The following is a 25,464-nucleotide window of genomic DNA, read 5'->3' on the forward strand; positions in this document are numbered from 1 at the left end:
CCATGGTTATAAATTTCAACGGCTTGATTTGGAAGGACATCCAACCGTAGATGCAGATGTAGACAACGTAGTAGATGTATCTCGGGGAACAACGTTAGAACAGAGTGGGGCTAGGATATTTACTGTCGAACATGTACTTGCTGCTTTGGTAGGTCTGGAAATAGACAATGTTTTGATTCAATTAAATGGACCTGAACCTCCTATCATGGATGGTTCTTCTATCAAATTCATCCAGATTTTAGAGGAGGCAGGACTTGAAGAGCAAAATGCGCTCAGAAGATTTTTTGAAGTCCCTGAAAGCATCACATATCGGGATCCTTCCAGAGAGGTTGAAATGGCAGCCTTACCGCTTGATGATTACAGGGTCACCGTAATGGTAGACTACAATTCACCTGTTCTGGGGAGTCAGCATGCCTCCATTACCAATATCAGTCAATTCAAAACTGAAATTGCTTCGTGTAGAACTTTTTGTTTCCTTCATGAATTGGAGATGCTCTACAACCAAAACCTTATTAGAGGCGGAGACCTCAACAATGCTATCGTGGTAGTAGACAGAGTGGTTGAGGATAAAGAATTAGAACACCTCGCCAAAATGTTCAATAAGGATAAAGTTGAGGTCCGACAAGAAGGTATATTGAACAACGTAGAATTGAGGTATAAAAATGAACCTGCTAGACATAAACTTCTCGATGTGGTAGGAGACCTAGCATTGGTTGGAAGACCTCTCAAAGCTCAGATATTAGCTGCAAGACCCGGTCATGCTGCCAATGTTGCATTTGCCAAAAAAATCAAAAGGGCAATGGAAAAAACAGGGCCCTTACATATTCCTCATTATGACCCCAAACTTCCTCCGGTCATGGATATCAATCAGATCAGTAATATACTTCCGCATCGATATCCATTTCAATTATTGGACAAAATCATTTACCTTGACGATTCTGTAGTGGCCGGTGTAAAAAATGTCACCATCAACGAACCCTTTTTTATGGGCCACTTTCCTGGAAACCCAGTCATGCCAGGCGTCTTGCAAGTAGAGGCAATGGCACAGACTGGAGGGATATTGGTGCTGAGCACTGTGGATGATCCTGAAAAATACTGGACTTATTTCCTAGGAATTGAAAGTTGCAAATTTCGCAAAATGGTTCTTCCTGGGGATACTTTGGTCTTCAAATGTGAACTGCTAGCTCCCATAAGAAGAGGTATAGCAAAAATGAAAGGTGAGGCCTTTGTTGGTAATACTTTGGTTTGTGAAGCAATAATGACCGCTAGCATCGTCAGAAAAGAATCATGATCAATCAATTAGCACATATACACAAAAACACCATCTTGGGAAAAGAGGTCCACATTGACCCTTTTACCATGATACACGAAAATGTTGAAATCGGTGATGGTACATGGATTGGATCCAATGTTACAATTTTTCCAGGGGCAAGAATCGGTAAAAACTGCAAAATTTTTCCAGGGGCTGTCATTTCTGCCATTCCACAGGATCTTAAATTTCAAGGTGAGGATTCGACTGTAGAAATCGGAGATAATACCACCATTAGAGAATGTGTCACTATCAGCAGGGGCACTATTGACAAAAGAACTACAAAGATCGGCAGCAATTGTCTCCTGATGGCCTACGTGCATATTGCTCATGATTGCTTGGTAGGTAACAATGTCATCATCGCCAATTCAGTGCAGGTGGCAGGTCATGTTATCATTGACGACTGGGCCATTGTCGGTGGCAGCAGTGCTATTCATCAGTTTGTGAAAGTCGGTATGCATTCCATGATTTCAGGGGGTTCATTGGTCAGAAAGGATGTCCCTCCTTTTACCAAAGCTGCAAGAGAACCATTGAGTTATGCAGGAGTAAACAGTCTAGGTCTCAGAAGAAGGGGATATTCCAGCGAAGCCATCGGCGCCATTCAGGAAGTTTATAGATATCTTTTTTTAAACAGCCTCAACAATAGTAGGGCATTGGAAGAAATTGAAATAAACCTTCCTGCTACCAAGGAGCGGGATGAGATCATTAATTTCATCAGGTCTTCCGAACGGGGTGTCATGAAAGGTTATATCAGCTAAATGAGACTTAAGCTGGATCAAATTTCAAAGAGGTTCCAATTTGATTGGATTTTTAGGGATTTGACACTTGACATTACACCCTATTCCCACTGGGCCATTACAGGAAGTAACGGGTCAGGAAAATCAACCCTGATTAAATGTATCTCAGGTCTACAGCCATTAACTTCTGGAAAAATCACCTATTATCTGGAAGAAAAAGAGATTGCAGATTCAGATATTTTCAAGCATTTGATCATGAGTGCTCCTTATATGGAACTTCCTGAGGAGTTTACCCTTTTTGAATTATTGTCTTTTCACTTCAAATTTAAAACTCCAATAGCCTCACTTTCTCTGGAAGAAATGATGGATATCATGTATCTGAAGGAGCATCGTGAAAAACCGGTTTTTCAATTTTCTTCTGGAATGAAGCAGCGTTTAAAGCTTGGTTTATGCTTTTTTTCAAAAATAAATTTAATTCTTTTGGATGAACCAACTTCGAACCTTGATGAAAAGGGTACAGCTTGGTATTTGCATTTGGTAAAAGAATTTTCGAAGGACAAAACACTTTTCGTGTGTTCCAATGATCCCAAAGAATATGGATTTTGCCCTAATGAAATAAGGATTGAAGCCTTCAAGCCCAAACAAAAACTTTGATTATTGAAGGTTATGATTAATTTTACAGAAACTATCATTATACGATTATGCAAAAAATTGTTTTAAGCTTGATTATTACAGGTTTTTTAGCTGTCAGCCTTTTTTCCTGCAAAGAAAAAAAAGATGACCCTACTCCTTCCAAAACACCTGAAGAGCTTGCCATCGAAGACTTGACTGGTGGTTCATCACAGGTTTGGGTTATTGCCGGTGGAGGGTCTGTTATTAGGGATGGACGTTCTGAGACAAATATTTATCAGACATTTGAAATCACTTTAGCTTCAACTGTTAGCAATAAAAATTATAGTACCATCAATAGTAATGATCTTTTTGATGCCAATGGGAATTGGTCGTTTGTAGGGACCAACTTGGATAAAATCACTTTGACAGGGAACAAGCCTGCATCAGAAAGAGAAATATCTTTTACCAGAACAGGGAATGACCTGAGACTTGTGTTTTCCATTACAGTTCCCGGAGCAGAATTGCCCAGCGGTGCTGTAGCTGGAAATTATACCTTCAACCTCAAAAAGAAATAATTATTAAGATTAGCTCTTCAAAGTGACCAATGTAACACCTGCACCTCCACGGTCAGCATGTTCATCTTCAACTTTGTTAACTTGGGACATTCCTCTCAATAAATTCCTAGTGAGATCTCTTAGGATGCCATTACCTTTGCCATGAACTATTCTAAGATCTTTTAGGCCAAGCATGTATCCATCATCAACAAAACTCTGAACAACGGGAAGGATCTCCTCCCCTCTTTTACCCCTGATATCCAGGTTTGGAGAAAAATCCAACATTTTGGCATTGGTGTCAAAACCTATTCTTTTGGAATATGATTTTTTTTCTTTTTTCATTTCTGTATTGGAAATTTTTTCCAACCTATTGAGCTTCACTGTTGATTTGAGTTCACCTATGCTGACTTCAACTTCCTTTTTCCGGACAGCCAATACCTCCCCAACAGCCCCATTATCTTTGACCCTTACAAAATCACCTATCTTTATTTCACCGCCGATCACTTTGATAACAGGGTCGTGAACAATTTTCTTTTCTGGTTTGATTTCTATCTTCAGTTCTTCTATTTCAGTCCTTACTTGTTTGGCTACTTCTTTGTCTGCCTTACTTTCTTTTATAGTACGAATAGTCGTTTCGATTTTCTTATTTACCCCTGCTAAAAGTGCTTGAGCTTCTGCTTTGGCCTCCTGAAGGTATTTCTTTTTGTTGAGATCAATAGTTTCTTTGAGCTGAGTATATTCTTTCATCCTTTGATCCAAAAGTCTTTCCTTCTTTTGGCTTTCCTGAATAGATTGCTCGTATTTTCTGACCTGATTTTCGAGCTTGTTGAGCATCTTATCATACCTCACCCGCTCTTCGCCTATCTGATCTTTGGCATAGGCAATGATGTCTTTGGATATTCCGATTTTTGAAGCGATCTCCAGTGCAAATGAACTGCCCGGCTTACCAATATCAAGTTGATATAAGGGTTCCAATTTATCCACATCATAGCGCATCGCCCCATTGACCAAACCTTGGTTTTTAGATGAAACTTGTTTTAAGTTGCCATAATGTGTGGTAATTACCCCATAAGCCCCAAGATTGTTTAAGGCCAATAAAATCCCTTCTGCTATAGCACCCCCAAACTGCGGTTCGGTACCTGTACCGAATTCATCTATAAAAAGAATGGTTTTTTTGTCGGCAAATTGAGTAAAGTATTTCATACTCATCAAATGGGAACTGTAGGTACTGAGGTCATTTTCGATATTTTGCTCATCCCCAATATCAATGAAAAAATTATCAAACAAGGTGCAGACAGATTGACTTTCCAAAGGAACCAAAAGCCCACATTGCAACATATATTGGACCATAGCAACAGTTTTTAGGGTAACTGACTTCCCGCCTGCGTTAGGCCCGGAAATGACCAATAGTCTTCTGTTATGATCCAACTGAATATCCAACGGCACAATTTTTTTACCAGTCTGTCCCAAAGCTGCCTCCAAAAGCGGATGTCTGGCACTGTTCCATTCCATTTGTTTTGTTTTTGCCAATGATGGTCTAATGGATTTGGTCTTGATGGCAAATTTTGCTTTAGCCCGAATAAAATCTACCATACCCAAAAAATGATAAGCCCTCCTCAGTTCCGGAATGGCCGGCCTTAGTTTGTCTGTAAGTTTTGTGAGAATTTTCTGGATTTCCCGACGTTCCATATACTCTAGGTCTTTGAGCTCATTATTGATATCAAGAACCTCTGCCGGTTCTAAAAAAACCGTCTGACCTGTGGCCGATTCATCGTGAATAAAGCCTTTTATTTTTCGCTTGTATTCTGCAAGAACAGGTATCACCATTCTCCCTCCACGGATGGTAACAGAGGCATCATCGGGGGTAAGACCTTTTGCTTTAGCTTCACGGAATATTCTATCCAATACTTTTCTCAATCTGTTTTCCTCGTAAAGAATCTGCGAGCGTATCAGAGAAAGTTCCTGTGAGGCATTGTTCCGGATTTTCCCTTTTTCATCTATGATCTTTTCTATTTCCCTCAAGATGGTATTATCCAGATTGACCAATCCCAGAAGTTGGAATAAATTAGGATATTCTTCTTCATGATCACCAAAAAAATCTATACATCTGCTCAGCGTAAATAGAGATAATCGGATTTCATGGAATTCCTCTTCATAAAGAAAGGTTCCTTCTATTTTAACCTTCTCGAGATAAGGATAAATGTTAGTGAAATTTGAGGAAGGAAAAAGCTCTCCAGATTCAATGATTTTTTTGAATTCATGGGTTTGATCCAAAAGCTTTCCAACTAGGTTGGGGTCTTTTGAAAAACTCATTTTATTGACGAAGTCTATACCCAAAGGACCTGAGCACGCATCTTTGAGCAGCTCTCTGATTTTGGTGAAATTAATTTTCTCTTCTAAATTTTTGGGATAAAGCATCTTTGCATTTACTCAATAATGGCTTTTTCTATAACATGCAAGGAGTCGATGGTTCTTGCATACATCCTGTCCATGGCTTTGACATCACGCATGTAAAATTCTAGACTCTTTTTGAAAACAGAATCAGGAACACTATGTTTTTTAAAAACTTCCTTTTCAAAATAGGGGTACAATATCCTGGAAGAATCGTAATGAATTGGAAAAGTGCTGACAAGACCCTCTGCCAAATGAATGTCAACCAGGATTTCAACCACTTTATCTTCACTTAAAATCCCTTCAGGAGTCCTGTTTTTACCACAGGATTGAAGTATAAAAATCGATAACAGAACAAGGACTTGGTTTTTCACAATTCAAAATTAATCAATTCCTTCAATCAACAAGAAGATTTAACATCTATACACCATTCCTATTATCACATATCGTTTTTTAATTCGAATGAGAGCCTTAATTTAGGCTTTTGAAATTACAAGCATGAATCAGATTCTAAAGAAATTGCGCAGGTACGAAATCATGATCCGGAAGGTGGTCAATAATCAGCTGCAGGGAGATTATCAGTCCATTTTCAAAGGGGCTGGACTGGAATTTGATGATCTGAGACCCTATCAATATGGGGATGATGTCCGGACCATAGAATGGAAAGTTTCTGCCAAAGGCCATGGTACATTTGTTAAAACCTTCCGAGAAGACAAAGACCAATCTGTTTATTTCCTGTTGGACATTAGCGGCTCTCAGGATATTGGAGAATTGGGACATAAAAAAATTGATAGCAGCAAAGAATTAGCAGGAGTATTGACTTTGGCGGCAATATTTGAGGGAAGTCAGGTGGGCTTAATTTCTTATTCGGATCAAAAAGAAAAAATTATCCTGCCAGGAAAAGGTCCAAAGCAAGGAGTCAAAATCATTCAGGGGATTTTCCACCATGAAAATAAATCCCTAAAAACCAACCTGAAAGAGATGTTCAATTTTGCATTGAACCTTATCAAAAAACGAAGCATCATTATTGTTGTTTCAGATTTCATTGATGAAGGCTACGAGCGTCCTTTCAAGGCTTTGGCTGATAAACATGATCTTGTGGCCATTCAGGTCACTGATCCCAGAGAATCAGCCTTACCATCTTTGGGAATAATTCCTGTGTATGACAAGGAACTGGGGAGAACAACTTGGGTAAACACTGCTTTTGGTAGTTTTTCCAAGAAAATTTCAGATACCTTTACCTATGAGAGAGACCATCTCAAAACAATCTGTAAAAAAAATCAGATTAATTATCTGGGAGTCAGCACAAAAGATGACATCGTCTTGCCACTGATAGAATTATTCAAAAAACGTAACCGATCAATGAAACGTGGGTAAGATCAGATTCTTATTTATTCTATTCTTTATTTCCCTTTCCTCATTCCCTGTCCTTTCTCAGGACATTGAGTTGGAAGGATATTTTCAGCAAGACTCGGCCAAGTTGGGTGAAAGAGTTGCCTATGTACTCAAAGCTAAATATAAAGAAGGAGTCAATGTCATTTTCCCTGATTCCACTTTCAATTTTTCTCCATTTGTACTGCTGGAGAAAAAAACCTACATTTCTACAACCCGTGATGAAATTACTTTGGACAGTGCGGTCTATTTTGTTTCCAACTTTTCTTTGGATCCTGTAGCAAAACTATCCTTACCTGTATTTGAAATTTTTAGGTATGACAGTTTGGAACATCGACCTTTGGAGGCTGAATTGGCTCTTAAACTTACCATCGATCAGATTCCACAAGAATTGAATTTTAGGGACAACAATGTGTACCAACCTATTCCTACTGAATTCAACATTTTGATTTTGGGGGCCATATTGGCTGTAGTGGCAATTTTGGTCCTTGTGTTGCTTTTCTTTTTTGGAGCCAAAATCAAACGTCAATGGAATATTTGGCTCGAAAAACAGAAATACAAAAGGTTTGTCAAAAGATGGCAGTATGCCGAGGCGGAATTTACATCCAATCCTAACATGGACCAAGCTGACGAACTTCTTGGTCTTTGGAAAACCTATATGGAGCATCTGAAAAACAAGCCTTTCAGAGAATGGACGACCACTGAAATTGCCGATTTTCTTGACAACAAGGAAATCATTAAAGATTTCAGGTCTATTGAAATGGTAATTTATGCGGGAAAAGAAGGGAAAGACATAGTGGAAACCTGCAACAATCTAAAAGAAATCTGTACAGATTCTTTCAAGAAAAAGATAACAGCGAAAGATGAATCCAAATAATATTTCAGAATTTTTTTCTTGGTACTGGTATTTGCCCGACACATTTAAATCATTTGAATGGGAAAATTTATGGGCCCTGCATCTGATTTGGATCGCTCCATTGATCATGTTGTTGAGGAAATTTATCAAGTTCCTAAAAAACCCCGTACTCGAACTCTCACTTCCTGGTTCAGTTTCTCAGAACAACCCTTGGACCTTTCTCAGGTTGATACCTGGGCTGTTTTTTATTTTCGCTGTCTGGCTGATGATCGTGGCGCTTGCAAGACCTCAAAAAACCAATGAACGTGTAGAACAATTTACGGAAGGGATTGACATCATGCTGGTAATGGATATTTCAGAATCCATGGACCTCCAAGACTTCAAACCCAACAGACTGGAATCCGCTAAAGGAACTGCCATCGACTTTATCAACGGTCGCTTCGGTGACAGGATCGGAGTGGTGATTTTTTCGGGTGAAGCGTATTCATTGGCACCGCTTACCAACGATTATCCCTTATTAACCGATTTAATCAAAGAAATTTCTTTCAACATGATGGATGCCAAAGGGACAGCAATTGGAAGTGCCCTAGCGGCTGGTACCAACAGAATAAGGGAGTCAGACTCTAAAAGCAAGGTCATGATTCTGCTAAGTGATGGTGAAAATAATGCCGGAAATGTGGATCCACTGTTTGCAGCCCAATTGGCCTCGGCGATGGAAATCAAGATTTATACCATAGCAGTTGGAAAGGATGGGATGGTGCCTTATGGTGTTGATTTCTTTGGAAGACCGCAGATGATCGAAAGCTATCTGGATGAGACCACTTTAAGGGAAATCGCAAGGATTGGTGAAGGGAAATTTTTCAGGGCTTCTGATGACAATACCCTTCAGCAGATTTTCGATCAGATCGACGAAATGGAAAAAGCCGAGATCATTGAATCCCGGTACAAGGAAACGGTCGATTACTACAGGGTTTATCTTTTTTGGGGGATTATTCTGATATTGATTTGGCTGGGGCTCAAAAGCACCTTCTTTAATAATTTCTTGTTGGATTAATAAATCTTCACCCCTCCACCCAAGTCCTCTTCCTCCACTCATCCAACCTCTTGTCCATCACCTTAAACCACAGAGCCGGGAACAAGGCCAAAATGATCATGGCAGAATATCCTTGGGGCAATTGGGGGCTTTCGTCATAATGGTTAAGAATCTGATAGCGCTTGTAGGCAAAAGCATGATGGTCTGAATGCCGTTGCAACTGAAACAATAGGAAATTGCTGACCATATGACTGGCATTCCAAGAATGTAGTGGGGTCACTTTTTCATATCGGCCATTTAGCAAGAGCTTTCGGGACATGCCATAATGCTCGATGTAATTGACCAATTCCAAAAGACTGAATGCAAACAAGCTCTGTACAAAAAAGAAGATCGGAACCTCCCATGTGAACCTATTTTGAATAAATGAAAATACTAGGGTAAGCAATCCCACAAAAATTATTGGGGCTAACACAAATTGGATCATTTGATTTTGTAAAGACCAAAAAGTATCACCTTTTTTCTGCAATCTTTCCTTTTCCAAATGGTTTGCACTAAAGAATCCATCTTTGACAGACCTCCACCAAAAGCTGTAGAATGTTTCCCCCAACCTACTCGTAGCCGGATCTTGGGGTGTTGCAACACGCACATGATGTCCTCGATTGTGTTCTATAAAAAAATGCATATAACATACCGTCATCAACAGCACCTTGGAATAGAACTGCTCCAGTTTTTCTGGCTTATGTCCCAGTTCGTGTGCTACCGTGATCCCAACCCCTCCAGTGACCAAAGCCATACCCGTACTGAAAGCGAGCCATTCCGCAAAGGAAAGTGGTGTAGAAGAGATTACAGAAAAACCCCAAACCAATATCCCCAATTGTACATACACCCAAATGAATGTAACCAAGCTATAAAACTTCTCTTTCGAAATTTCTGAAATCTCCGTTTCAGGTACGTTTGATCTATCTTTTTGAATCAGGTAATCCATGACTGGTACCATGATAAATACAAAAGCATGAATGATTAACAAATTCCATCCGCCCAAATAAAATCCAATCACCAATAAAATGGGGAGTATAAATGCTGAATAAAAGCCGATTTTTTTCAAATGCTTCATGCCATCAAGTTAGATAATCATGATCAAAAAAGAAACATAGTATCCAAATCACCAACCCGCGATTTTGAACATCCATTATTCAAGAAGTTCAAGTAGGTATTTGTTGCACCGGCTAGAAGATTAAAGAAGGATACCGATAATTACAGATAACCATATCAGAAATTACAGGATTCTACTCAGCGAAAATATCCTTAGTCAAATCCTCAAAAACAATATATGTGGCATAGAAGGTGACGGGCACACTGACCAATAATCCCAAACCAAAGGTCAATAGTCCCAAAGCATTGATGACTATAATGACCAAAGTGAACAAAAAGAATTTCAGCCAGCGGACGGTGATCAACTTCCTGCTTTCTTCCATAGCAGTCCAAAAATCAAATCCTCCAAAAATAGCCATCAAGACAGAAAAACTGTAGGCTACAGCTAGGTAAATTCCAGGTACCACAAAAAGAACCAATCCAAAAGCTGTAAGTATCTGTCCGATCAACCAGATGGCAAATACAGGGATGTAGAAATTGAAACCTTTGAAAAAATCAGGATACACTACCCGCTGCCTTAGGGAGATTTTATTGGCTACAAGGTAAAAGCCGGAATATAAAGGAGGCGCAAGAAAAACTCCCTGAAGTACAGCGAAGTCTTTGAGATACAAAAACGCCAGTAATTGTAAGGAAAAAATAAACATCACAAAGGCTGAACTTTGCAGAGGCTCTTTCAAATACATTTGCCATGCCCGGGTAAAGATCTCTTGGATATCAAAGTCATATCCACTTTCCCTTAATGATGCCAATTTCTCTATACTCATAGGTTAATCTGTTGTTTTACAGAATAAAGGCAAGGAAAATATCCTTGCCTTTATTGCTAATCAATTTTTTAATTTTAAAATCTTACAATTTTACAATCTCAGACTCACTTAGTCATGGCCTCCAAAATATCATGCTTGGTCACTATATGCACCTGATGGTTATCATCCCTGACAAGCACTGCCTTTTCCTTGTCCAACATGGATGAAAGAACATCCAATGTACTGTCCAAGGCCACAAATTTCATGGAATCCTCCATCACATCTGCTACTGCTGCATCTTTTAGTTCGGGGTTTTCGATGATTTTTGAAAGGAGTTTGCTATCTGTGATACTCCCGATTACCTGTCCATCTTCCATTACAGGTATTTGGGAGACACTCTTGCTATTCATCAGATGGATAGTATCCTTTACCTTATCCGTTTTCTTAGATACCACCAATTGATAACTTCCATTTCGTGAAGAGATAATATCCCGTGCGGTTCCAAATGTCTTGTCTTCCAAAAACCCATGATTTCTCATCCAATCATCATTGTAAATCTTACCGAGGTAGCGTGTGCCATGGTCAGGAAGGATAATCACCATCCTATCTCCCTCTTTGAGGTTTTCTTTTGCGTATTCCAAAGCTCCATGAACTGCAGACCCACAGGACCATCCAACAAATAAGCCCTCTTCTTTGGAAAGTCTTCTTGTCATCACCGCAGCATCTTTATCAGTAACTTTAATAATATGATCTATTAATGAAAAGTCAACATTTTTTGGCAATATATCTTCTCCAATACCTTCAGTCAGGTAAGGATAAATTTCATTTTCATCAAATACACCTGTTTCCTTGTATTTTTTAAACACAGATCCATAGGTGTCAATACCCACAGTGATGATATCAGGATTTTGCTCTTTGAGATATTTCGCTGTGCCGCACATGGAGCCTCCAGTTCCTACCCCTGCGGCATAATGGGTGATTTTGCCATCAGTATCATTCCAAATTTCAGGTCCGGTTGTTTCATAATGGGCCAATGAATTGGAAAGGTTATCGTACTGATTGGGATAAAAGGAATTTGGAATATCGTTATTCAGCTTCCTTGCTACGGAATAATAAGACCTTGGATCATCTGAAGAAACATTGGTTGGACAGACAATTACCTCTGCTCCAACTGCTTTGAGGATGTCGATTTTCTCTTTGGATTGTTTATCGGCCATGGTAAAAATACATCTGTAACCTTTAGCAATTGCTGCCAAGGCCAAACCCATACCTGTATTACCACTTGTACCTTCAATGATAGTACCTCCCGGCCTAAGCATACCGGACTCCTCGGCATCTTCCACCATTTTGATGGCCATACGGTCTTTCATGGAGTTGCCAGGGTTGAAATACTCAACTTTTACAAGGATTTCCCCTTGAATGCCTTTATTCAGTTTGTTGAGTCTGATCATAGGTGTATTTCCTATGGTCTCAATAATGGAATTATATATCATAATATTCGGGTTCAATTGACCCGAAAGTTACGAATATTTTTATACCTGATGGGAAATAAACTGCCCATTCCAAATAATATTTCGAATTGACAAGATGATGGGGATTAACTTGGATTACCTATAGTATCAACCGGAACTGCATATTCATCAACAAGCGCAACAGCACCGTGAATGGCGGTTTCATCCAAATCTGAAATCAAAATTTTAAGATTTGCGCTGACGGAAGGGTATTTGAATGTCGAAATATTGGCTTCCATACTTTCTTTAAAAAATGGATATGCCTTTCTGATAGATCCTCCCAAAACAATTGCTTGTGGGGCCAAAGTATACAGTATGTTTTTGATCAGTTCTCCTAAATGATGGCCGTATTCTTTGTAAGCTTTTAGGGCCATTACATCTCCTAGTGACGCTTTTTTTGATAATGATTTGGCCTTTGCATTGAATTTAGAGTGAAAAAACTTGCTGCTGCAATAAAACTCAAAATCTTGGTCAAGATATGGCGCTGAACACCATTCTCCTGCTGCACAGTTAAACCCGCAATAAAGGTGTCCATTGACGATAATCCCTGCACCAAGTCCTGTTCCTAGGGTTATTCCAACTACATGTTGGTACACTTGGGCTGCTCCGAATTTATATTCACCCAAAGCAAAACAGTTAGCGTCATTGTTGATATAAACAGGCTTGGCAAACCTAGTTTCCAAAAACTCCCGTAGATGAACCCGTCTAAATGATGGTATATTTTCTAGGTTAAGAACTACTCCATTGTCCGTATCAATCAAACCTGGGATACCTATTCCTATGGCAAAAAAATCATGGTGGAGATAAGAAGAAATCAGATCTGCGATGGTTTCCAGAATTGATTCCTGACTTTCACGGGAAGGCGTAGAGATTGTTCTGATATCCACAAGGTCTGATCCAACAAGTACACCTGCCTTGATATTGGTACCTCCAATATCCAATCCAAGAATAGGTTTTTCGGTTTTTAGCATACAAATAGGTCTTAAAGGATTTTCAACAGAAAAAGAAGAATGAAAAACCATTCTACTTTTTCCCTGTGCTGGTTTGGGATCGTAAATTTATAAGAATCCTTCAATAGATTTTTCTAGTTCTCTGGCATGGGCAAGAAATTCTTCCACATTCATGTCCTTGAAAAAGATCAATCCATGACTTGACCTGACTTTTGCCGTTTCATGTTGATAGAAATAATTCTTACCCAATAAGAGTTGGATGTCATTTAATTGTCCTACCCATGTTCTTTTGGCAACGGTACTAAACTTTCCGTTGTGGCTGTAACTTGGGAAAGAGGCATTCACCTGACTCAGGTAGCAATTGGCGAAGGAGTCTTCCATTACGGACATATCTCCCAAGGACACAGGGACAATCACATTGGCTTCGTGCGGCTCAAATTTGAACCAGACATTTCTATAGCCGATTATCCTTAATTCGCTGAGATCTTTCTCCTCGGCCCACTGCCGCACTGCCTCTGCTGTAGCCTGAAGTACTTTGTAGTGTGTATCCGGCCCTGAACCTTCAGGATCCAGTGTTAAGCTTATTTTTGTAGGGTTAATTTTCTTGAACATTTCCAGAATAGGAATCACATCACGTTTTTTGTCAGGCTGTTCTGTGAATATATCTCCTGTATAGAAGCCCAACCTTAAATGATGTACGTTTTTCACCTGAACACCAAAGTGTGCCCAAACCAATTCCTCCTCAAACTCCCTGATCATACCTTTGAGTTTCTGAATTTTGGAAGGATTTTTTTCACCATCATAGGAGTTTTTTAAAATGCTGATGATATCGTTGATCGTTTCTCTTAGCTTTTGCTTGGATTTGACCTCATAAATATCCACTACAGCCCTGACCACTCTGTGGCACAATCCACGCATCCTTTGGTCAGGATCCTCAGATGCGACTTTTGTCAAAAAATGATAAATATCTTTATCCGTTTTCAATTTATAGCCAACTTCAAAGAAATCTTCATAATGGACCATTTGAATTTCCCCTTCATCCAAAAGTTTTTTAGTCAGTAACAAGGTGTCAATTACAAAGGTATTGGTCACCGCGGTAAATCCTGACGTCAACACCGAAAAATGGGCCTCATTACTGTTTTCCTGGAGCTGATTGGTCACATGAGGCAAGATCCCCAATGAGATATCGTCATGGTGTGGGCCTGTATGCAACAGAACTTGGTTTTTTTCCTGGGTAGTTCCCCTGTTGATTTTTTCAACTGCACTCTCCATTACCTGATTGACAGTATCTTCAGACAAGTTAGGGATCATTGAGGTATATTGATCTGCTTTGAGATCTTCTATTTTAAGTCTGTGTCCGTACTTTTTAAGTTTTTTACATAGTTCCAGAATGGACCTTTCTGTTTTTTCCCAAGTCCACTCTCCCTGCCTATAATATGCATCCACAGAATCTGTCAACCTCACCGCAGCACCTTTGGTAAGATAGAAGCGGCCATTTCTCAATTTTTGTAAAACAGTCGCAGGATATACATTGTCAAGTGGTGTTTCCAAAGAATCTTTGACTATCTGAGCTTTGGCCTCCCCTGCCGCGATGATGATACCGACTGCGTCAGGATTATGCACGATGGTATCCAGACCAATGGTAATCACCAATCTATTGGAAGATACTTCTATTCCACCCAAATCCCCCGCTGCTACTGCCTGGGTTTCAAAATTGGTATCTGTCAATCTTGTTGTGGAAAATAAATGGGAACCTCTGGTATTGAAAGCAATATGCCCATCAGGACCTATTCCTCCCAAGAAAAAGCCAATCCCGCCTACATCTCTGATCTTTTGCTCATATTGACCGCACCAATGATCGATCATGTAAATGGATTTTTGCTGGATCTTCTCTAGGCCATTATTAGGTTCCCGGAATCTCAAGGAAAGGTCAACCTTTAAATCAGGGAATACTTCTTTGAAGTGCTTTCCATCAGCCAAAGGAATCTCATCTGAATTGATCAAAATCGCTTTTTCTTTGTTGAGACCAAATCCTTCAAGATAAAATTTATTGACATAATCATAAAAACTATTCTTCTGCTTGGAAGAAATCGGATAAAACTCATCTATCTGCACAAAAGTTAGGTCTTTCAAAACCGGCTTTTTTGTGGAAGATAGCCCGTATTTTTCCCTCACATCCTTACCTTTCTTACTGTCCCAGCTTTCTAAAAGAAATTGGGTCCATTTAATAAAATACTCAGGGGTTTTTCCAGTAGGCAAACTGATGACTCCATTTGGATTTTCAGAAGCCCATTCCAAAAACCTACATGCCGTGATCAAACCCAATTTGGGAAAATTATCGACTGTAAGATAAGGAATCAATGTGCTGATATTCTGTACACCGGATTCTTTGAGGAAAGCCTTTTCTACTTCGGAAAGCGGATAATTGCTAAGCATATTTTTGAGTTTTTGTTTGTGGATAATGCTGGTTGTTTCAGGTTAAGTTCAACCCTAAAACTGAATTATTAAATTAATAAAATCAGGTAATAATTTGGTGATATTGAAATAAAATAAAATAAAACCATTGCAAAACCATCTATTTTTTCCCAAATCCAATCACGAAATAAAAAGGGTTTATGGTTTATTTTTTTTACAAAATAAAAAAACTTTTGTTTTAAATCATAGACTTTTATAAAAAAATTAAAAAAGATATTTTCTATTTGTTAAAATATATTCTTAGTAAATTCTATTTTAATTTTCAACTGAAATTCTTTGATCACCTTAAATATTTCCACTAAGGTCGCCATTTGTACTTTGGTCAGTTGGCTGATGCTTACAAAATTCTTGGGCTCTTCTGCTTTTTCAATCAACTGTAGCGATTGCTTTTCCAACCTCAAAGTCATCAGGTAATAGTAAGCATGGTAAAGTTCCATTGCCTCATTGTCAGAAAACACCCCACTTTTCCGTAAAGCTTCAATCCTATTTCCTGTGTTTGCTTCAAAAATCCGATGTTTCAGCGCAAATAGCCTTGCCAAATCCACAAAGGGCGTCATGGCCTTTTTGATATTAAAGTGCTTTTCCCCATCAATCTTAAATGTTCTGATACTTTTGAAAAAAGTCAATGGTGCCTCATACAAAAGGGCATTGGCACCCATATTCATAAAAAAGCGTTCCGGTGGATTAACCAATTGTTGGTCCATAAAGACCTTTAATTCTTCCAATAAGCTAAACTCCCCGAAGATAGCCCTGCAATCAAAGAAAGTGGAGTATTTCATCACTGTCTCTTGGGTGGACTCCTGTATCCAAGTTTCATAGTTCCTTTTCCAATGGGAAAGAGAATGGGTCCATTTGGGATTTTTGGCCATAAATCCCCCTGAACAGAAAACGATGCCAACATGGTCAAGATCTGCCGAAACCCTTTCTGCGAAGTCCAGAAAATATTCCCTGACCATTTCCCTATGTTCATTGGCCTTGTCCTCGTAAATGATGGCATTGTCCTGATCGGTTTTGAGGGTTTGTTCTGCTCGGCCTTCACTGCCCAACACAAAAAAAACAAACTTGGCAGGAGGAGGACCTATTTGCCTGATGGTATTTTCTATGATCCTCAAAGTAATGGTATCTGTGACCGCGGTAATGATCTGATTGATAATTTGTGCTTTGAGGCCTGTTCCAACTAGCTCATGGATGATTCCCGGCACCATCGCCCATTTTTCTTTTAATTCATCTTTGTCAATGGCCTGTCTAACAGCTTGGATAAAAATAAACGGTCCTTGGGATTGTTCTGAAAGAATTTTATTTCTACTGATCCAACCCACATATTGACTTTGGTCCTTTACAAGTAAGTATCTTGTTTTGGTCTGAAACATCATCAACAATGCCTCATATAAAAAAGCCTCCTTTTGGATATAGATGATGTTTTTATCCATAACCTCCCCGACTGGAGTATTGTATGGCAACTGATTGGCCACAACTTTATCCCTTAGCGTAATATCAGTTACAAATCCCAAAATATCCTTTTCGGAATGGGCTATAAAGAAAATGGAAACCTTCTCCTTTGCCATAAATTGGGCGACTTGAAAAATATGGGTTTCCGGTGGACAAACCCTCAGATTCCTAAAATGAAGGTCCCCAACTTTCTTGGAATAAAAACGATCTGTACTGAATTCATTTGTAGCTATCATGTGCACTTCATCTAATCATGGTGAAAATAATTAATTTTGCTAAATTCGGCTATGATAATTATTGTTACAGGAGTTTCGGGAAGCGGAAAGACTACTTTAAGCTCCCTTTTGGCCAAAAAACTCAGGCTTCCTTTTTTCGATGCGGATGATTTTCATCCCCCGGCCAACATCCAAAAGATGAGCATGGGCATCCCCCTGACAGATCAGGACCGCCTACCTTGGCTTGAACACCTTGCCGACAGTATGCAGCAATGGGAAGGATCCGGTGGTGGTATCCTTGCCTGTTCTGCCCTACGAGAAAATTATCGGGAAACACTGCAGGTTGTCCCCAAAATAATCTGGCTTCACCTTAAAGGTAGCAAAGAATTGCTGCACCAAAGAATGAACAACAGAGAAGGCCATTATATGAAGCCCGGACTCTTGGATTCCCAATTGGAAACATGGGAAGAACCGGACTATGGTATTCACCTGGATGTCTCTAAAGCACCCGAAACATTGCTGGAAGAAGTTATGAAACTGGATGACATCAATGCACCTGAATCACATTTTGGGGTAATCGGTATGGGCGTAATGGGCAAAAGCCTTGCCCTGAACCTGGCAGAAAATGGCGTACCTACCGCTGTATATAACAGACATGTACCGGGAAAAGAAGAAAAAATCGCAAGTGGTTTTGCAGAGAACAATCAGGAATTTCCCTTGCTTAAGGGATTTGATGATCTTGATGCTTTTGTGGGCTCTTTGGCCAAACCCCGAAAAATATTGTTGATGATTCCGGCTGGGGCAGCAATAGACCAACAGATACAGCAACTTGAACCCATGTTGGAACAAGGTGATATCATCATAGACGGTGGTAATTCGTTTTTTGAAGATTCCACAAGGAGATTCAAAGAACTCATTGAAAAAGGTCTTCATTTTATACCTATGGGTGTTTCCGGTGGAGAAGAAGGAGCCAGAAAAGGTCCGTCCATGATGCCGGGAGGAAAAAAGGAAGCTTATGATTTCATTGCACCCTATTTAAAGAAAATAGCCGCCAAAGATGCTACAGGAAAAGCCTGTGTCAGCTATATCGGCCCCGATGGCTCCGGCCATTTTATCAAAATGGTCCACAACAGCATCGAATACGCCGAGATGCAGGTCTTGTCAGAAACGGTGCATCTGATGAAATACGGACTAAAATTATCCTACACCGAGATTTCCAATATCCTGAAATCATGGGGAACCGAAGGTTTGAAAAGTTATCTATTGGACATTACGGAAGAAATATTGACAGTCAAAGAGGGCAAAAACTTCCTCCTTGATCAGATCTTGGACAAAGCAGAACAAAAAGGAACAGGAGGATGGTCCCTGACTACCGCATTGAAATATCATGTTCCCTATAGTCCATTGTCGGAAGCGGTCACAGCCCGGTTGTTTTCCAGTCAAAAAGAAGATCGGGAAGAACTTGCAGTATTGTACAGCCATCGATTCGGTGCTTTTGCGGAAGACAAGGTCATCCTTTTGGAAAAACTCAAAAATGCCTATACCCTCACGAGAATCATCAACCATGAAGTTGGATTCAATCTGATGCATCAGGTTTCTGAACAGGAAAACTGGAATCTGGACTTCAGTGAAATATCACGTATCTGGACCAATGGCTGTATTATCCGTTCTTCATTGATGGAAAATATGACGGGATTGTTCAAGGAAAACAGTTCTTTGTTAAAGACCAAGGCCATAAAGACCAAATTAAAAGAAATCAGGTTTGACCTTGCTTACATCATTGGGTTGGGACTGCAACATTCCTATGCATTGCCCGTCATGTCCGGAGCCGCCAACTACCTGTTTGGTAGGATCACCTCAGACTCTTCCGCCAATTTGATCCAAGCACAAAGGGACTTCTTCGGCGCACATACATTCCAAAGAAAAGAAGACCCGACAGGTGGATATTATCATTCGGATTGGAAAAATTGATGAAGAATGAAGACAGGAGACGGAAGACGGAAGGTGCGTCATTGCGAGTCCTCAACATTTTGAAAATGTTCAGAAAAGGAATGACATCAATTTACCCGCTAGGCAACCGTCATCCTGAGGCACGAAGGATCTCCAGAGGTCCTATTTATGTTTATTATACATTTCCTGATCCTCGAGAGACCCTTCTCCCGATAGCCATCTGGATCAGGGTGACGGCAGCTAAGAAATCCGTTATTGATAGGAGCACTTGGGAAACTTTGATATTTTGAACAGTCCTTCGTGCGACGTGGCAATCTCTTTAGATGAAATATGAGGGGGAGAAACAAAAGAAAAATAATAAAAAAAGTGTAAAGTAAATTCAGGACGTGACAAGAATCCCGATAGCTTCGGGAGTAAATTTAGAGTTTGACAAAATATCCTTTTGGTTTTCACATTTACTTGTATCATTGCGGTTAATCAAAAATTGAATTATAAAACCAAACACCATGAACATCCTTCAAAAACAAATAAACAATAAGCTGTACCTATCCCTCCTTTTCATGGTGGTTTTTGGTTTTTCCTTTAGTCCAGTATCGGCACAGGAATATATTGTCAACAATGTCCATATCATCAACCTGGAAAATGATCAGGTCTTAACAGATCATCTGATCCATGTCAAGGGGGGTAAAATAGAAGCGATATTGCCCATGGCAAAAGGAAAAGGCCTTAAAAAATCCATCCAAAGTATCGATGGAAAAGGAGCTTATGCCTTTGCAGGATTGGCTGAAATGCACTCCCATATTCCCACTACCGAAACGGATGATTTCTCCTATATTCAGGATGTGATGTGGCTTTATCTTGCCAATGGAATCCTCAATGTCAGAGGTATGATAGGGCACCACTCCCATTTGGAACTCAAAAAGAAAATCGCTTCCGGAGAAATCACAGGTCCTAGGATTTTTGCAGCAGGCCAATCCTTGAACGGCGGTTCTGTGGAAAATCCGGATATGGGTGCCCAAATGGTCCGTGAACAAAAAACAGCAGGTTTTGACCATCTCAAGCTACACCCAGGTTTGGATATGCCCAAATTCCTCGCCATAGCCAATACTGCCAAAGAAGAGGACATCATGTTCGGTGGCCATATCTCCTTGGATGTGGGTTTGGTCAATTCACTGAACAATGGCTATCGCTCGGTGGAACACATGGATGGATATATCGAGGCTTTGGTGACGGACAAGTCCAAATTGGATCCACAGGTCGCAGGACCGTTCAGCATGATGGCTGTTAAGGATGCGGACAAGTCACGGATTCCTTATTTAGTACAATTGACTTTGGACAAAAAAGCCTGGATCGCTCCGACATTGACCTTATTTGAAAGATTCTTCGGCTATATTCCTGCGGATGAATTCAGGCTGGAATCCGATATGAAATACATGCCCGGGATACAGGTGCAGCAGTGGGTCAACCAGAAAAAACTCCTCGAAAACCAGGGAGTTCTCAAAGAAGAAAATGTCAAACCCTACCTGGAATTCAGAAAAGAAATGCTGATGGCTTTGCACCGTGGCGGAGTTCCCATTATCATGAGTTCTGACTCCCCACAGGTTTTCAATGTCCCCGGATTTTCTATCCACAATGAAATCTCCTCCATGCATGAAGCCGGCATGTCCCCAAATGAAATCCTGACAACAGGTTCCCTAAACATCGCCAAATACTTCGAAAAAGAAGGTCAATTCGGTGTCATCAAAAAAGGTGCTTCCGCTGATTTTGTATTGGTAGAAGGCAATCCTTTGGATAACCTATCCCACCTTAAAAATGTCAAAGGGGTAATGGTCAGGGGTGAATGGATTTCCAGTGAAAAATTGCAGGAGGAATTGAAGAGGATTAAGGGGAAGAATGTGAGGAGGTGAGGGGAGGTGTTATAAGAAACGCTTGGGGAAAATCAATTAGTTTGTCAGGAATCAATTGGCTTTTTTATTGACTAATCGAGGAAATACCAAAATGCCAACGACAAAGTATAGCCGATGCTTGGGATTTTATTTTGTTTCCTGTCTTCCGATAGAAAAGTGGGATAGAGAGAAACTGCCTTAATAATAGATGAAACCCCAGTGTGGACTACACAATGTTGCTCAGTTTATTTTTTCCTATCTACTCTTCCAAATTCTATATTTGAACTTTTCAAATGCCTAGTTAGATGATCAATAATTTCATTCGAAATCTTTTGATCCTTGATATCAAAACCATAAAGTAGAATATAATTATTAGGATCTTCTGCAGCCATAAGATTTAAACCACTTTGGTTTTTAAAAATTCGAGTTATATAAATACTACCCTCTGAAAATTCATACTTAATTTGAAAAGATGTTGTTGTAAATCCATTTGGCTTAATTACTACAGGTTTAAAATCAGAATATGTATGTGACAAATAATTATATAGAGAAGTTGCACTTCCAAGGAGCATCGTAGTCATTAAGGTATTTTTCTCTTTTTCCGATGCTTCAATAATACTACCATTTTTGAATTCTTTATAGCTCATAAGCAATCCCTTTTCATTCTCTCTGGAATGTAGCAGGATTGTGTAGTTGCTAGGGGTTTTCCCTAATTCTTTGTCTGTAATTTGGCAATGACCAAGGTGTGATAAGAGGAAGGATAATGAAATAATTAAAATTTTTAAAGGTACTTGCATAAATTGTTTTACGTTTATGTTTCTATAAATTGATTACAACGGGTTAATTCACTTAACTACCGCTCATTCCTTCCATTTGCCAAACATCTCGCAACTATTACTATTCTTTCACCCATAGCCATCACAATATCCCAAAATATTCTTTACCATACCATCCCCTGTTCAGGGTATTTTTACTGGAATTTGATTGATTTAAGAAGGATTTGAGACTTTATCTCTTTGGAAATGGAATTCAAGGACATTTGCTTTAATAGGTTGTGGTGATTTTAATACTAAAGAAACCACTTTGGATCAGCTTCAAAGGTGTGCAATACTTTCATTTCACATTCTTCAATTGGTTCAGCAATAAGGCTGTCATACTATCCATGCGGGAAAAGGCAAACCATGGTTCGACTTCGCTCACCACATGCTTCTTGCCCAAGTCTTTTAAAGATGCGCCTATATGGTACAAATCGCTTTGGTCTATCAGTAAAAAGCGGTCGTGGCTTTGGGAAAAGGTTTTTACCTCGATTTCGGGATATTGTGCATAGTGCTTGTCCAAGTCGAGTTGCAGGGTTTTGGATATGTTCTTGGTATAGATGGTGGCGGTCACGTCTTTTTGGCGTTTGCTCAGCAGGGTGAGCACACTTTCATCTATATAATTGTCTATCAAAATAATTTCTTTTTTGGCGTTTTTGACCAAATCGGCTACAAAAGCATAAGCGTCAAAGACCTGCCCATCAAAGAGAATCCCTTTGTCAGGTTTGGGTTGCCCTGCTTCCAAAGCCTTGAATATCTGATTAAACTTTTCATCGCTTTGCAATTGCTTTAGCTCCAATTGGTCGATGCGTTGGAATACAGAGGCATTCTGAAGCAGGAATTTGCGCATAGTGACAAATGCCTGCATGATTTGGATGCTGATTTCTATAGCCTGGTCACTATTTAATATTGATGATAGCATAGATACACCCTGCTCTGTGAAAACATAGGGTAAGGTTCTTCTTTTTGCGGTCGCAATTTGCGACTGCAAATTAGTTGGATCTGTTGCGGCCGCAATTTGCGACTGCATATTATCCCACTCACTTTGTGATAGGTGGAACATAAAACTATTTGGAAATCGCTTTTTGTTTCTTTTAACCTGCTCATTAAGTCTTTTTGTTTCAACGCCATAAAGCTCGGCCAAATGATAATCTACCATAACCTGTACACCCCGAAATTGAAAGATTTTATTTTCTATATGTTCATATTTCACAATAGTCATATCACAATATTATCTTGCGCATAATGTAGATTTTCATTTTTCAGTTGTTTTGCAAGGCGGCTTTTTTCGGTGAAAGTGTAATGCAAATATCTCTTGCCTCCATGTTCTGAAATTGAGGTCACAAAATGTGACCTCAAGGATATCAAAGTTTATCGGATTGGACATCACAGATTGTGATGTCCAAATTATATCTTATCATCCTTCACAATATCCCAAAATATTCTTTACCATACCATCCCCTGTTCAGGGTATTTTTATTGGAATTTGGTTGATAGAAGTAGGATTGAGAATATATTCCTTAGGAAATAGAATTTAATGACATCTACTCAAAAAAGATGTGTTGATTTAGATACTAATAAAAACCTTAGGGTCATCTCCATTTTAATCATTTTGTTGACATCAACGAAATGGTCTTGAATTAACCCACCCGAATTCTTAAATGCTTTGGAAGCATAATAAATTGATTGAGAAAATTGAATCAATCAATTCTAATTTTTCTGGTAATACTATATTATTGAAACACTATATAAAACATAGCTAGCCCCTTCAAATTAAACCTGTTCAGCAAAACAATTAAATTCTGGATTGATAAACTTTTACATACAATTCCTAACAAGAAAACAAATGTTTATATTTCAAAAGCCACATTAAAATATATTTCCAAACAGGAATTCCAAAATGAAAGTTGAAAGAATTAATGATGAAATTATTGTCAGGATTAAGGCAGATAAAGATCCGGAATGGATACAATCTCTCTTAAATTACCTTAAATATGAAGAATTGACCTCCAAGTCAATCGCTACTGAAAAGGATTTCGAGGAACTGATCGAATCGGTAAAGAAAGAAAGATCAAAAATGCGCCAATCGAAAACCGAATGATTCTCAGCTTGAAAGTGTAGGATCTTAAGTCGATACATTTCCTATTAGCGATTATAATTTCGGTTCTGCTTTCTACTTCTGTCCGATAAGTTTTGCGTCTTTCTCTTTCAGCTTAGCTTTTATATATGCCTCTAATTGCTCAAAGGTCATATTTTGAGTTTCTTGGCTAATCTCATCTCTAATTTCACGCATCATCTTTACTGCGTCAAATGTCTTTTCTTTTTTATACGTCTCCATATTTCACTAAATCTTCTTTAAACTCTTCGTCAAAGTAACCGCCTACAACAGAAGTATCAATATATATTCTTTGTATCATTTCCTTAGTTGCTTTTCAAAAATCGTCATATCACAATTTTTAAACGTTTCCTTACCCTTCGCCTGATCGAATTCACTTCACCACCCCCAATTCCTTCCCAACTTCCACAAAAGCCTTAATCGCCTGATCGAGGTGATGTCTGTCATGGCCGGCAGAAATCTGTACACGGATCCTTGCCTGACCTTTGGGTACCACAGGGAAATAAAAACCGATCACATAAATTCCTTTTTCGAGTAATTTTTCCGCCATTTTTTGGGAAAGGGCTGCATCGTACAGCATGATCGGTACAATGGCATGTTCTCCCGGCTTGATATCAAATCCGGCTTCAGTCATCTTTGCGCGGAAGTATTTGGTGTTTTCTTCCAACTTATCCCTCAGATCCGTAGTCTCAGATAGCAGGTCAAAAACAGCAATCGAAGCTCCGGTGATAGATGGTGCCAAAGTATTGGAAAACAGATAAGGTCTTGACCTTTGTCTTAACAGTTCAATGATTTCTTTTCTGCCAGAAGTAAATCCACCTGAGGCACCACCCAAGGCTTTGCCCAAGGTTCCTGTGATGATGTCTACCTTGCCCATCACATCTCTGTATTCGTGTACACCTCGGCCCGTCTTACCCATAAATCCGGTTGAATGACATTCATCCGACATCACCAGGGCATCGTATTTTTCCGCCAAGGCCACTATTTTATCCAATTGTGCAATGGTACCATCCATAGAAAAAACACCGTCTGTCACAATGATCTTTTGTTGGGCACCTTTGGCCACCGCATCTTTCAGTTGGGCTTCGAGGTCTTCCCTGTCATTGTGCTGATAGCGGAACCTCATGGCCTTGCACAGTCTGACCCCATCGATGATGGAGGCATGGTTCAGCGCATCCGATATGATGGCATCCTCAGGTCCGAAAAGCGGTTCGAAAACTCCCCCATTGGCATCAAAAGCCGCTGCATATAAAATGGTATCCTCCATGCCGAGAAATTTGGAAATCTTGGCTTCCAATTCCTTATGGATATCCTGGGT

At 39.6% G+C, this 25,464-nt stretch carries 23 protein-coding genes; 11 read left to right on the plus strand and 12 right to left on the minus strand.

Annotation, left to right across the window (positions count from 1 at the left end; genetic code table 11):
• The 4 genes from ACEW8U_RS03700 to ACEW8U_RS03715 all read left to right on the plus strand — a co-directional run.
• A partial coding sequence (locus ACEW8U_RS03700) for a bifunctional UDP-3-O-[3-hydroxymyristoyl] N-acetylglucosamine deacetylase/3-hydroxyacyl-ACP dehydratase (protein ID WP_373520684.1) occupies nt 1–1,291 on the plus strand: 1,291 nt, incomplete at its 5' end.
• On the plus strand, nt 1,288–2,067 hold the full coding sequence (gene lpxA, locus ACEW8U_RS03705; protein WP_373520685.1) for an acyl-ACP--UDP-N-acetylglucosamine O-acyltransferase: 780 nt from the start codon (nt 1,288–1,290) through the stop codon (nt 2,065–2,067). The genes ACEW8U_RS03700 and lpxA, both read left to right, overlap by 4 nt.
• Nucleotides 2,068–2,700, plus strand: coding sequence for an ATP-binding cassette domain-containing protein (locus ACEW8U_RS03710; protein WP_373520686.1), 633 nt, complete (start codon nt 2,068–2,070; stop codon nt 2,698–2,700). It abuts the gene before it with no gap.
• 47 nt (nt 2,701–2,747) lie between these two features.
• On the plus strand, nt 2,748–3,233 hold the full coding sequence (locus ACEW8U_RS03715; RefSeq protein ID WP_373520687.1) for a hypothetical protein: 486 nt from the start codon (nt 2,748–2,750) through the stop codon (nt 3,231–3,233).
• Nucleotides 3,234–3,242: 9 nt separating this feature from the next.
• Here ACEW8U_RS03715 and ACEW8U_RS03720 read toward each other — a convergent pair whose 3' ends face one another.
• Both ACEW8U_RS03720 and ACEW8U_RS03725 read right to left on the minus strand, forming a co-directional pair.
• The gene (locus tag ACEW8U_RS03720) at nt 3,243–5,630 is read right to left on the minus strand and encodes an endonuclease MutS2 (protein WP_373520688.1); all 2,388 of its coding nucleotides are present in this window, start codon (nt 5,628–5,630) and stop codon (nt 3,243–3,245) included.
• 8 nt (nt 5,631–5,638) lie between these two features.
• A complete protein-coding gene (locus ACEW8U_RS03725) occupies nt 5,639–5,977 on the minus strand; it encodes a DUF4296 domain-containing protein (protein WP_373520689.1) in 339 nt (112 codons plus the stop codon).
• Between the two features lie 124 nt (nt 5,978–6,101).
• On the opposite strand from ACEW8U_RS03725, the gene ACEW8U_RS03730 reads away from it, so the two are divergent.
• The 3 genes from ACEW8U_RS03730 to ACEW8U_RS03740 are packed head-to-tail and all read left to right on the plus strand — an operon-like array spanning nt 6,102 to nt 8,905.
• Complete coding sequence (locus tag ACEW8U_RS03730) at nt 6,102–6,980, plus strand: DUF58 domain-containing protein (RefSeq protein ID WP_373520690.1); 879 nt, start codon at nt 6,102–6,104, stop codon at nt 6,978–6,980.
• Entirely contained in the window at nt 6,973–7,872 is a 900-nt protein-coding gene (locus ACEW8U_RS03735; protein WP_373520691.1) for a hypothetical protein, read from the plus strand. Before ACEW8U_RS03730 ends, ACEW8U_RS03735 begins: the two co-directional genes overlap by 8 nt.
• Complete coding sequence (locus ACEW8U_RS03740) at nt 7,859–8,905, plus strand: VWA domain-containing protein (RefSeq protein ID WP_373520692.1); 1,047 nt, start codon at nt 7,859–7,861, stop codon at nt 8,903–8,905. The genes ACEW8U_RS03735 and ACEW8U_RS03740 overlap by 14 nt, the downstream gene beginning before the upstream one ends.
• 7 nt (nt 8,906–8,912) lie before the next feature.
• Here ACEW8U_RS03740 and ACEW8U_RS03745 read toward each other — a convergent pair whose 3' ends face one another.
• The 6 genes from ACEW8U_RS03745 to ACEW8U_RS03770 form a co-directional block, all read right to left on the minus strand.
• Nucleotides 8,913–9,998 carry an alkane 1-monooxygenase gene (locus ACEW8U_RS03745; protein ID WP_373520693.1) on the minus strand — a complete coding sequence of 362 codons (1,086 nt, stop codon included), beginning with the start codon at nt 9,996–9,998 and terminating at the stop codon, nt 8,913–8,915.
• A gap of 172 nt (nt 9,999–10,170) precedes the next feature.
• The gene (locus ACEW8U_RS03750) at nt 10,171–10,800 is read right to left on the minus strand and encodes a hypothetical protein (RefSeq protein ID WP_373520694.1); all 630 of its coding nucleotides are present in this window, start codon (nt 10,798–10,800) and stop codon (nt 10,171–10,173) included.
• A 104-nt stretch (nt 10,801–10,904) separates the two neighbouring features.
• A complete protein-coding gene (locus ACEW8U_RS03755) occupies nt 10,905–12,272 on the minus strand; it encodes a cystathionine beta-synthase (protein WP_373520695.1) in 1,368 nt (455 codons plus the stop codon).
• A 104-nt stretch (nt 12,273–12,376) separates the two neighbouring features.
• On the minus strand, nt 12,377–13,261 hold the full coding sequence (locus tag ACEW8U_RS03760) for an ROK family protein (protein ID WP_373520696.1): 885 nt from the start codon (nt 13,259–13,261) through the stop codon (nt 12,377–12,379).
• An 87-nt stretch (nt 13,262–13,348) separates the two neighbouring features.
• Nucleotides 13,349–15,676 carry a glucosamine-6-phosphate isomerase gene (locus ACEW8U_RS03765; protein WP_373520697.1) on the minus strand — a complete coding sequence of 776 codons (2,328 nt, stop codon included), beginning with the start codon at nt 15,674–15,676 and terminating at the stop codon, nt 13,349–13,351.
• 266 nt (nt 15,677–15,942) lie between these two features.
• On the minus strand, nt 15,943–17,400 hold the full coding sequence (locus ACEW8U_RS03770) for a DUF294 nucleotidyltransferase-like domain-containing protein (protein WP_373520698.1): 1,458 nt from the start codon (nt 17,398–17,400) through the stop codon (nt 15,943–15,945).
• Nucleotides 17,401–17,451: 51 nt separating this feature from the next.
• Between ACEW8U_RS03770 and gndA the strand changes: the two genes are divergently transcribed.
• The 3 genes from gndA (at nt 17,452) to ACEW8U_RS03785 (ending at nt 21,236) form a co-directional block, all read left to right on the plus strand.
• Nucleotides 17,452–19,350, plus strand: coding sequence for an NADP-dependent phosphogluconate dehydrogenase (gene gndA, locus ACEW8U_RS03775; protein ID WP_373520699.1), 1,899 nt, complete (start codon nt 17,452–17,454; stop codon nt 19,348–19,350).
• A gap of 65 nt (nt 19,351–19,415) precedes the next feature.
• Nucleotides 19,416–19,619 carry a hypothetical protein gene (locus ACEW8U_RS03780; RefSeq protein WP_373520700.1) on the plus strand — a complete coding sequence of 68 codons (204 nt, stop codon included), beginning with the start codon at nt 19,416–19,418 and terminating at the stop codon, nt 19,617–19,619.
• 216 nt (nt 19,620–19,835) lie between these two features.
• Complete coding sequence (locus tag ACEW8U_RS03785; RefSeq protein ID WP_373520701.1) at nt 19,836–21,236, plus strand: amidohydrolase family protein; 1,401 nt, start codon at nt 19,836–19,838, stop codon at nt 21,234–21,236.
• A gap of 224 nt (nt 21,237–21,460) precedes the next feature.
• On the opposite strand, the gene ACEW8U_RS03790 is transcribed toward ACEW8U_RS03785, so the two are convergent.
• Nucleotides 21,461–22,012 (minus strand): hypothetical protein, encoded by a 552-nt coding sequence (locus tag ACEW8U_RS03790; protein ID WP_373520702.1) that lies wholly within the window; start codon nt 22,010–22,012, stop codon nt 21,461–21,463.
• Between the two features lie 316 nt (nt 22,013–22,328).
• Entirely contained in the window at nt 22,329–23,252 is a 924-nt protein-coding gene (locus ACEW8U_RS03795; protein ID WP_373520703.1) for an ORF6N domain-containing protein, read from the minus strand.
• A 678-nt stretch (nt 23,253–23,930) separates the two neighbouring features.
• Between ACEW8U_RS03795 and ACEW8U_RS03800 the strand changes: the two genes are divergently transcribed.
• On the plus strand, nt 23,931–24,131 hold the full coding sequence (locus ACEW8U_RS03800; RefSeq protein ID WP_373520704.1) for a hypothetical protein: 201 nt from the start codon (nt 23,931–23,933) through the stop codon (nt 24,129–24,131).
• A gap of 72 nt (nt 24,132–24,203) precedes the next feature.
• Here the strand turns inward: ACEW8U_RS03800 and ACEW8U_RS03805 are convergent, their stop codons facing one another.
• Complete coding sequence (locus tag ACEW8U_RS03805; protein ID WP_373520705.1) at nt 24,204–24,368, minus strand: hypothetical protein; 165 nt, start codon at nt 24,366–24,368, stop codon at nt 24,204–24,206.
• Between the two features lie 151 nt (nt 24,369–24,519).
• A partial coding sequence (kbl, locus tag ACEW8U_RS03810; RefSeq protein ID WP_373520706.1) for a glycine C-acetyltransferase occupies nt 24,520–25,464 on the minus strand: 945 nt, incomplete at its 5' end.

This window comes from Aquiflexum sp. (assembly GCF_041751335.1).
In the GTDB taxonomy this organism is placed as follows: domain Bacteria; phylum Bacteroidota; class Bacteroidia; order Cytophagales; family Cyclobacteriaceae; genus Aquiflexum.

Excerpts from the sequence above, each read along its gene's own strand:
- ACEW8U_RS03760 (WP_373520696.1), bottom strand. The coding sequence starts at position 13,261 with ATGCTAAAAACCGAAAAACCTATTCTTGGATTGGATATTGGAGGTACC.
- ACEW8U_RS03790 (WP_373520702.1), bottom strand. The coding sequence starts at position 22,012 with ATGCAAGTACCTTTAAAAATTTTAATTATTTCATTATCCTTCCTCTTA.
- ACEW8U_RS03730 (WP_373520690.1), top strand. The coding sequence starts at position 6,102 with ATGAATCAGATTCTAAAGAAATTGCGCAGGTACGAAATCATGATCCGG.
- ACEW8U_RS03770 (WP_373520698.1), bottom strand. The coding sequence starts at position 17,400 with ATGATAGCTACAAATGAATTCAGTACAGATCGTTTTTATTCCAAGAAA.
- gndA (WP_373520699.1), top strand. The coding sequence starts at position 17,452 with ATGATAATTATTGTTACAGGAGTTTCGGGAAGCGGAAAGACTACTTTA.
- ACEW8U_RS03795 (WP_373520703.1), bottom strand. The coding sequence starts at position 23,252 with ATGACTATTGTGAAATATGAACATATAGAAAATAAAATCTTTCAATTT.
- lpxA (WP_373520685.1), top strand. The coding sequence starts at position 1,288 with ATGATCAATCAATTAGCACATATACACAAAAACACCATCTTGGGAAAA.
- ACEW8U_RS03800 (WP_373520704.1), top strand. The coding sequence starts at position 23,931 with ATGAAAGTTGAAAGAATTAATGATGAAATTATTGTCAGGATTAAGGCA.
- ACEW8U_RS03745 (WP_373520693.1), bottom strand. The coding sequence starts at position 9,998 with ATGAAGCATTTGAAAAAAATCGGCTTTTATTCAGCATTTATACTCCCC.
- ACEW8U_RS03765 (WP_373520697.1), bottom strand. The coding sequence starts at position 15,676 with ATGCTTAGCAATTATCCGCTTTCCGAAGTAGAAAAGGCTTTCCTCAAA.
- ACEW8U_RS03755 (WP_373520695.1), bottom strand. The coding sequence starts at position 12,272 with ATGATATATAATTCCATTATTGAGACCATAGGAAATACACCTATGATC.
- ACEW8U_RS03715 (WP_373520687.1), top strand. The coding sequence starts at position 2,748 with ATGCAAAAAATTGTTTTAAGCTTGATTATTACAGGTTTTTTAGCTGTC.
- ACEW8U_RS03710 (WP_373520686.1), top strand. The coding sequence starts at position 2,068 with ATGAGACTTAAGCTGGATCAAATTTCAAAGAGGTTCCAATTTGATTGG.
- ACEW8U_RS03750 (WP_373520694.1), bottom strand. The coding sequence starts at position 10,800 with ATGAGTATAGAGAAATTGGCATCATTAAGGGAAAGTGGATATGACTTT.
- ACEW8U_RS03805 (WP_373520705.1), bottom strand. The coding sequence starts at position 24,368 with ATGGAGACGTATAAAAAAGAAAAGACATTTGACGCAGTAAAGATGATG.
- ACEW8U_RS03740 (WP_373520692.1), top strand. The coding sequence starts at position 7,859 with ATGAATCCAAATAATATTTCAGAATTTTTTTCTTGGTACTGGTATTTG.
- ACEW8U_RS03785 (WP_373520701.1), top strand. The coding sequence starts at position 19,836 with ATGAACATCCTTCAAAAACAAATAAACAATAAGCTGTACCTATCCCTC.
- ACEW8U_RS03780 (WP_373520700.1), top strand. The coding sequence starts at position 19,416 with ATGTTCAGAAAAGGAATGACATCAATTTACCCGCTAGGCAACCGTCAT.
- ACEW8U_RS03720 (WP_373520688.1), bottom strand. The coding sequence starts at position 5,630 with ATGCTTTATCCCAAAAATTTAGAAGAGAAAATTAATTTCACCAAAATC.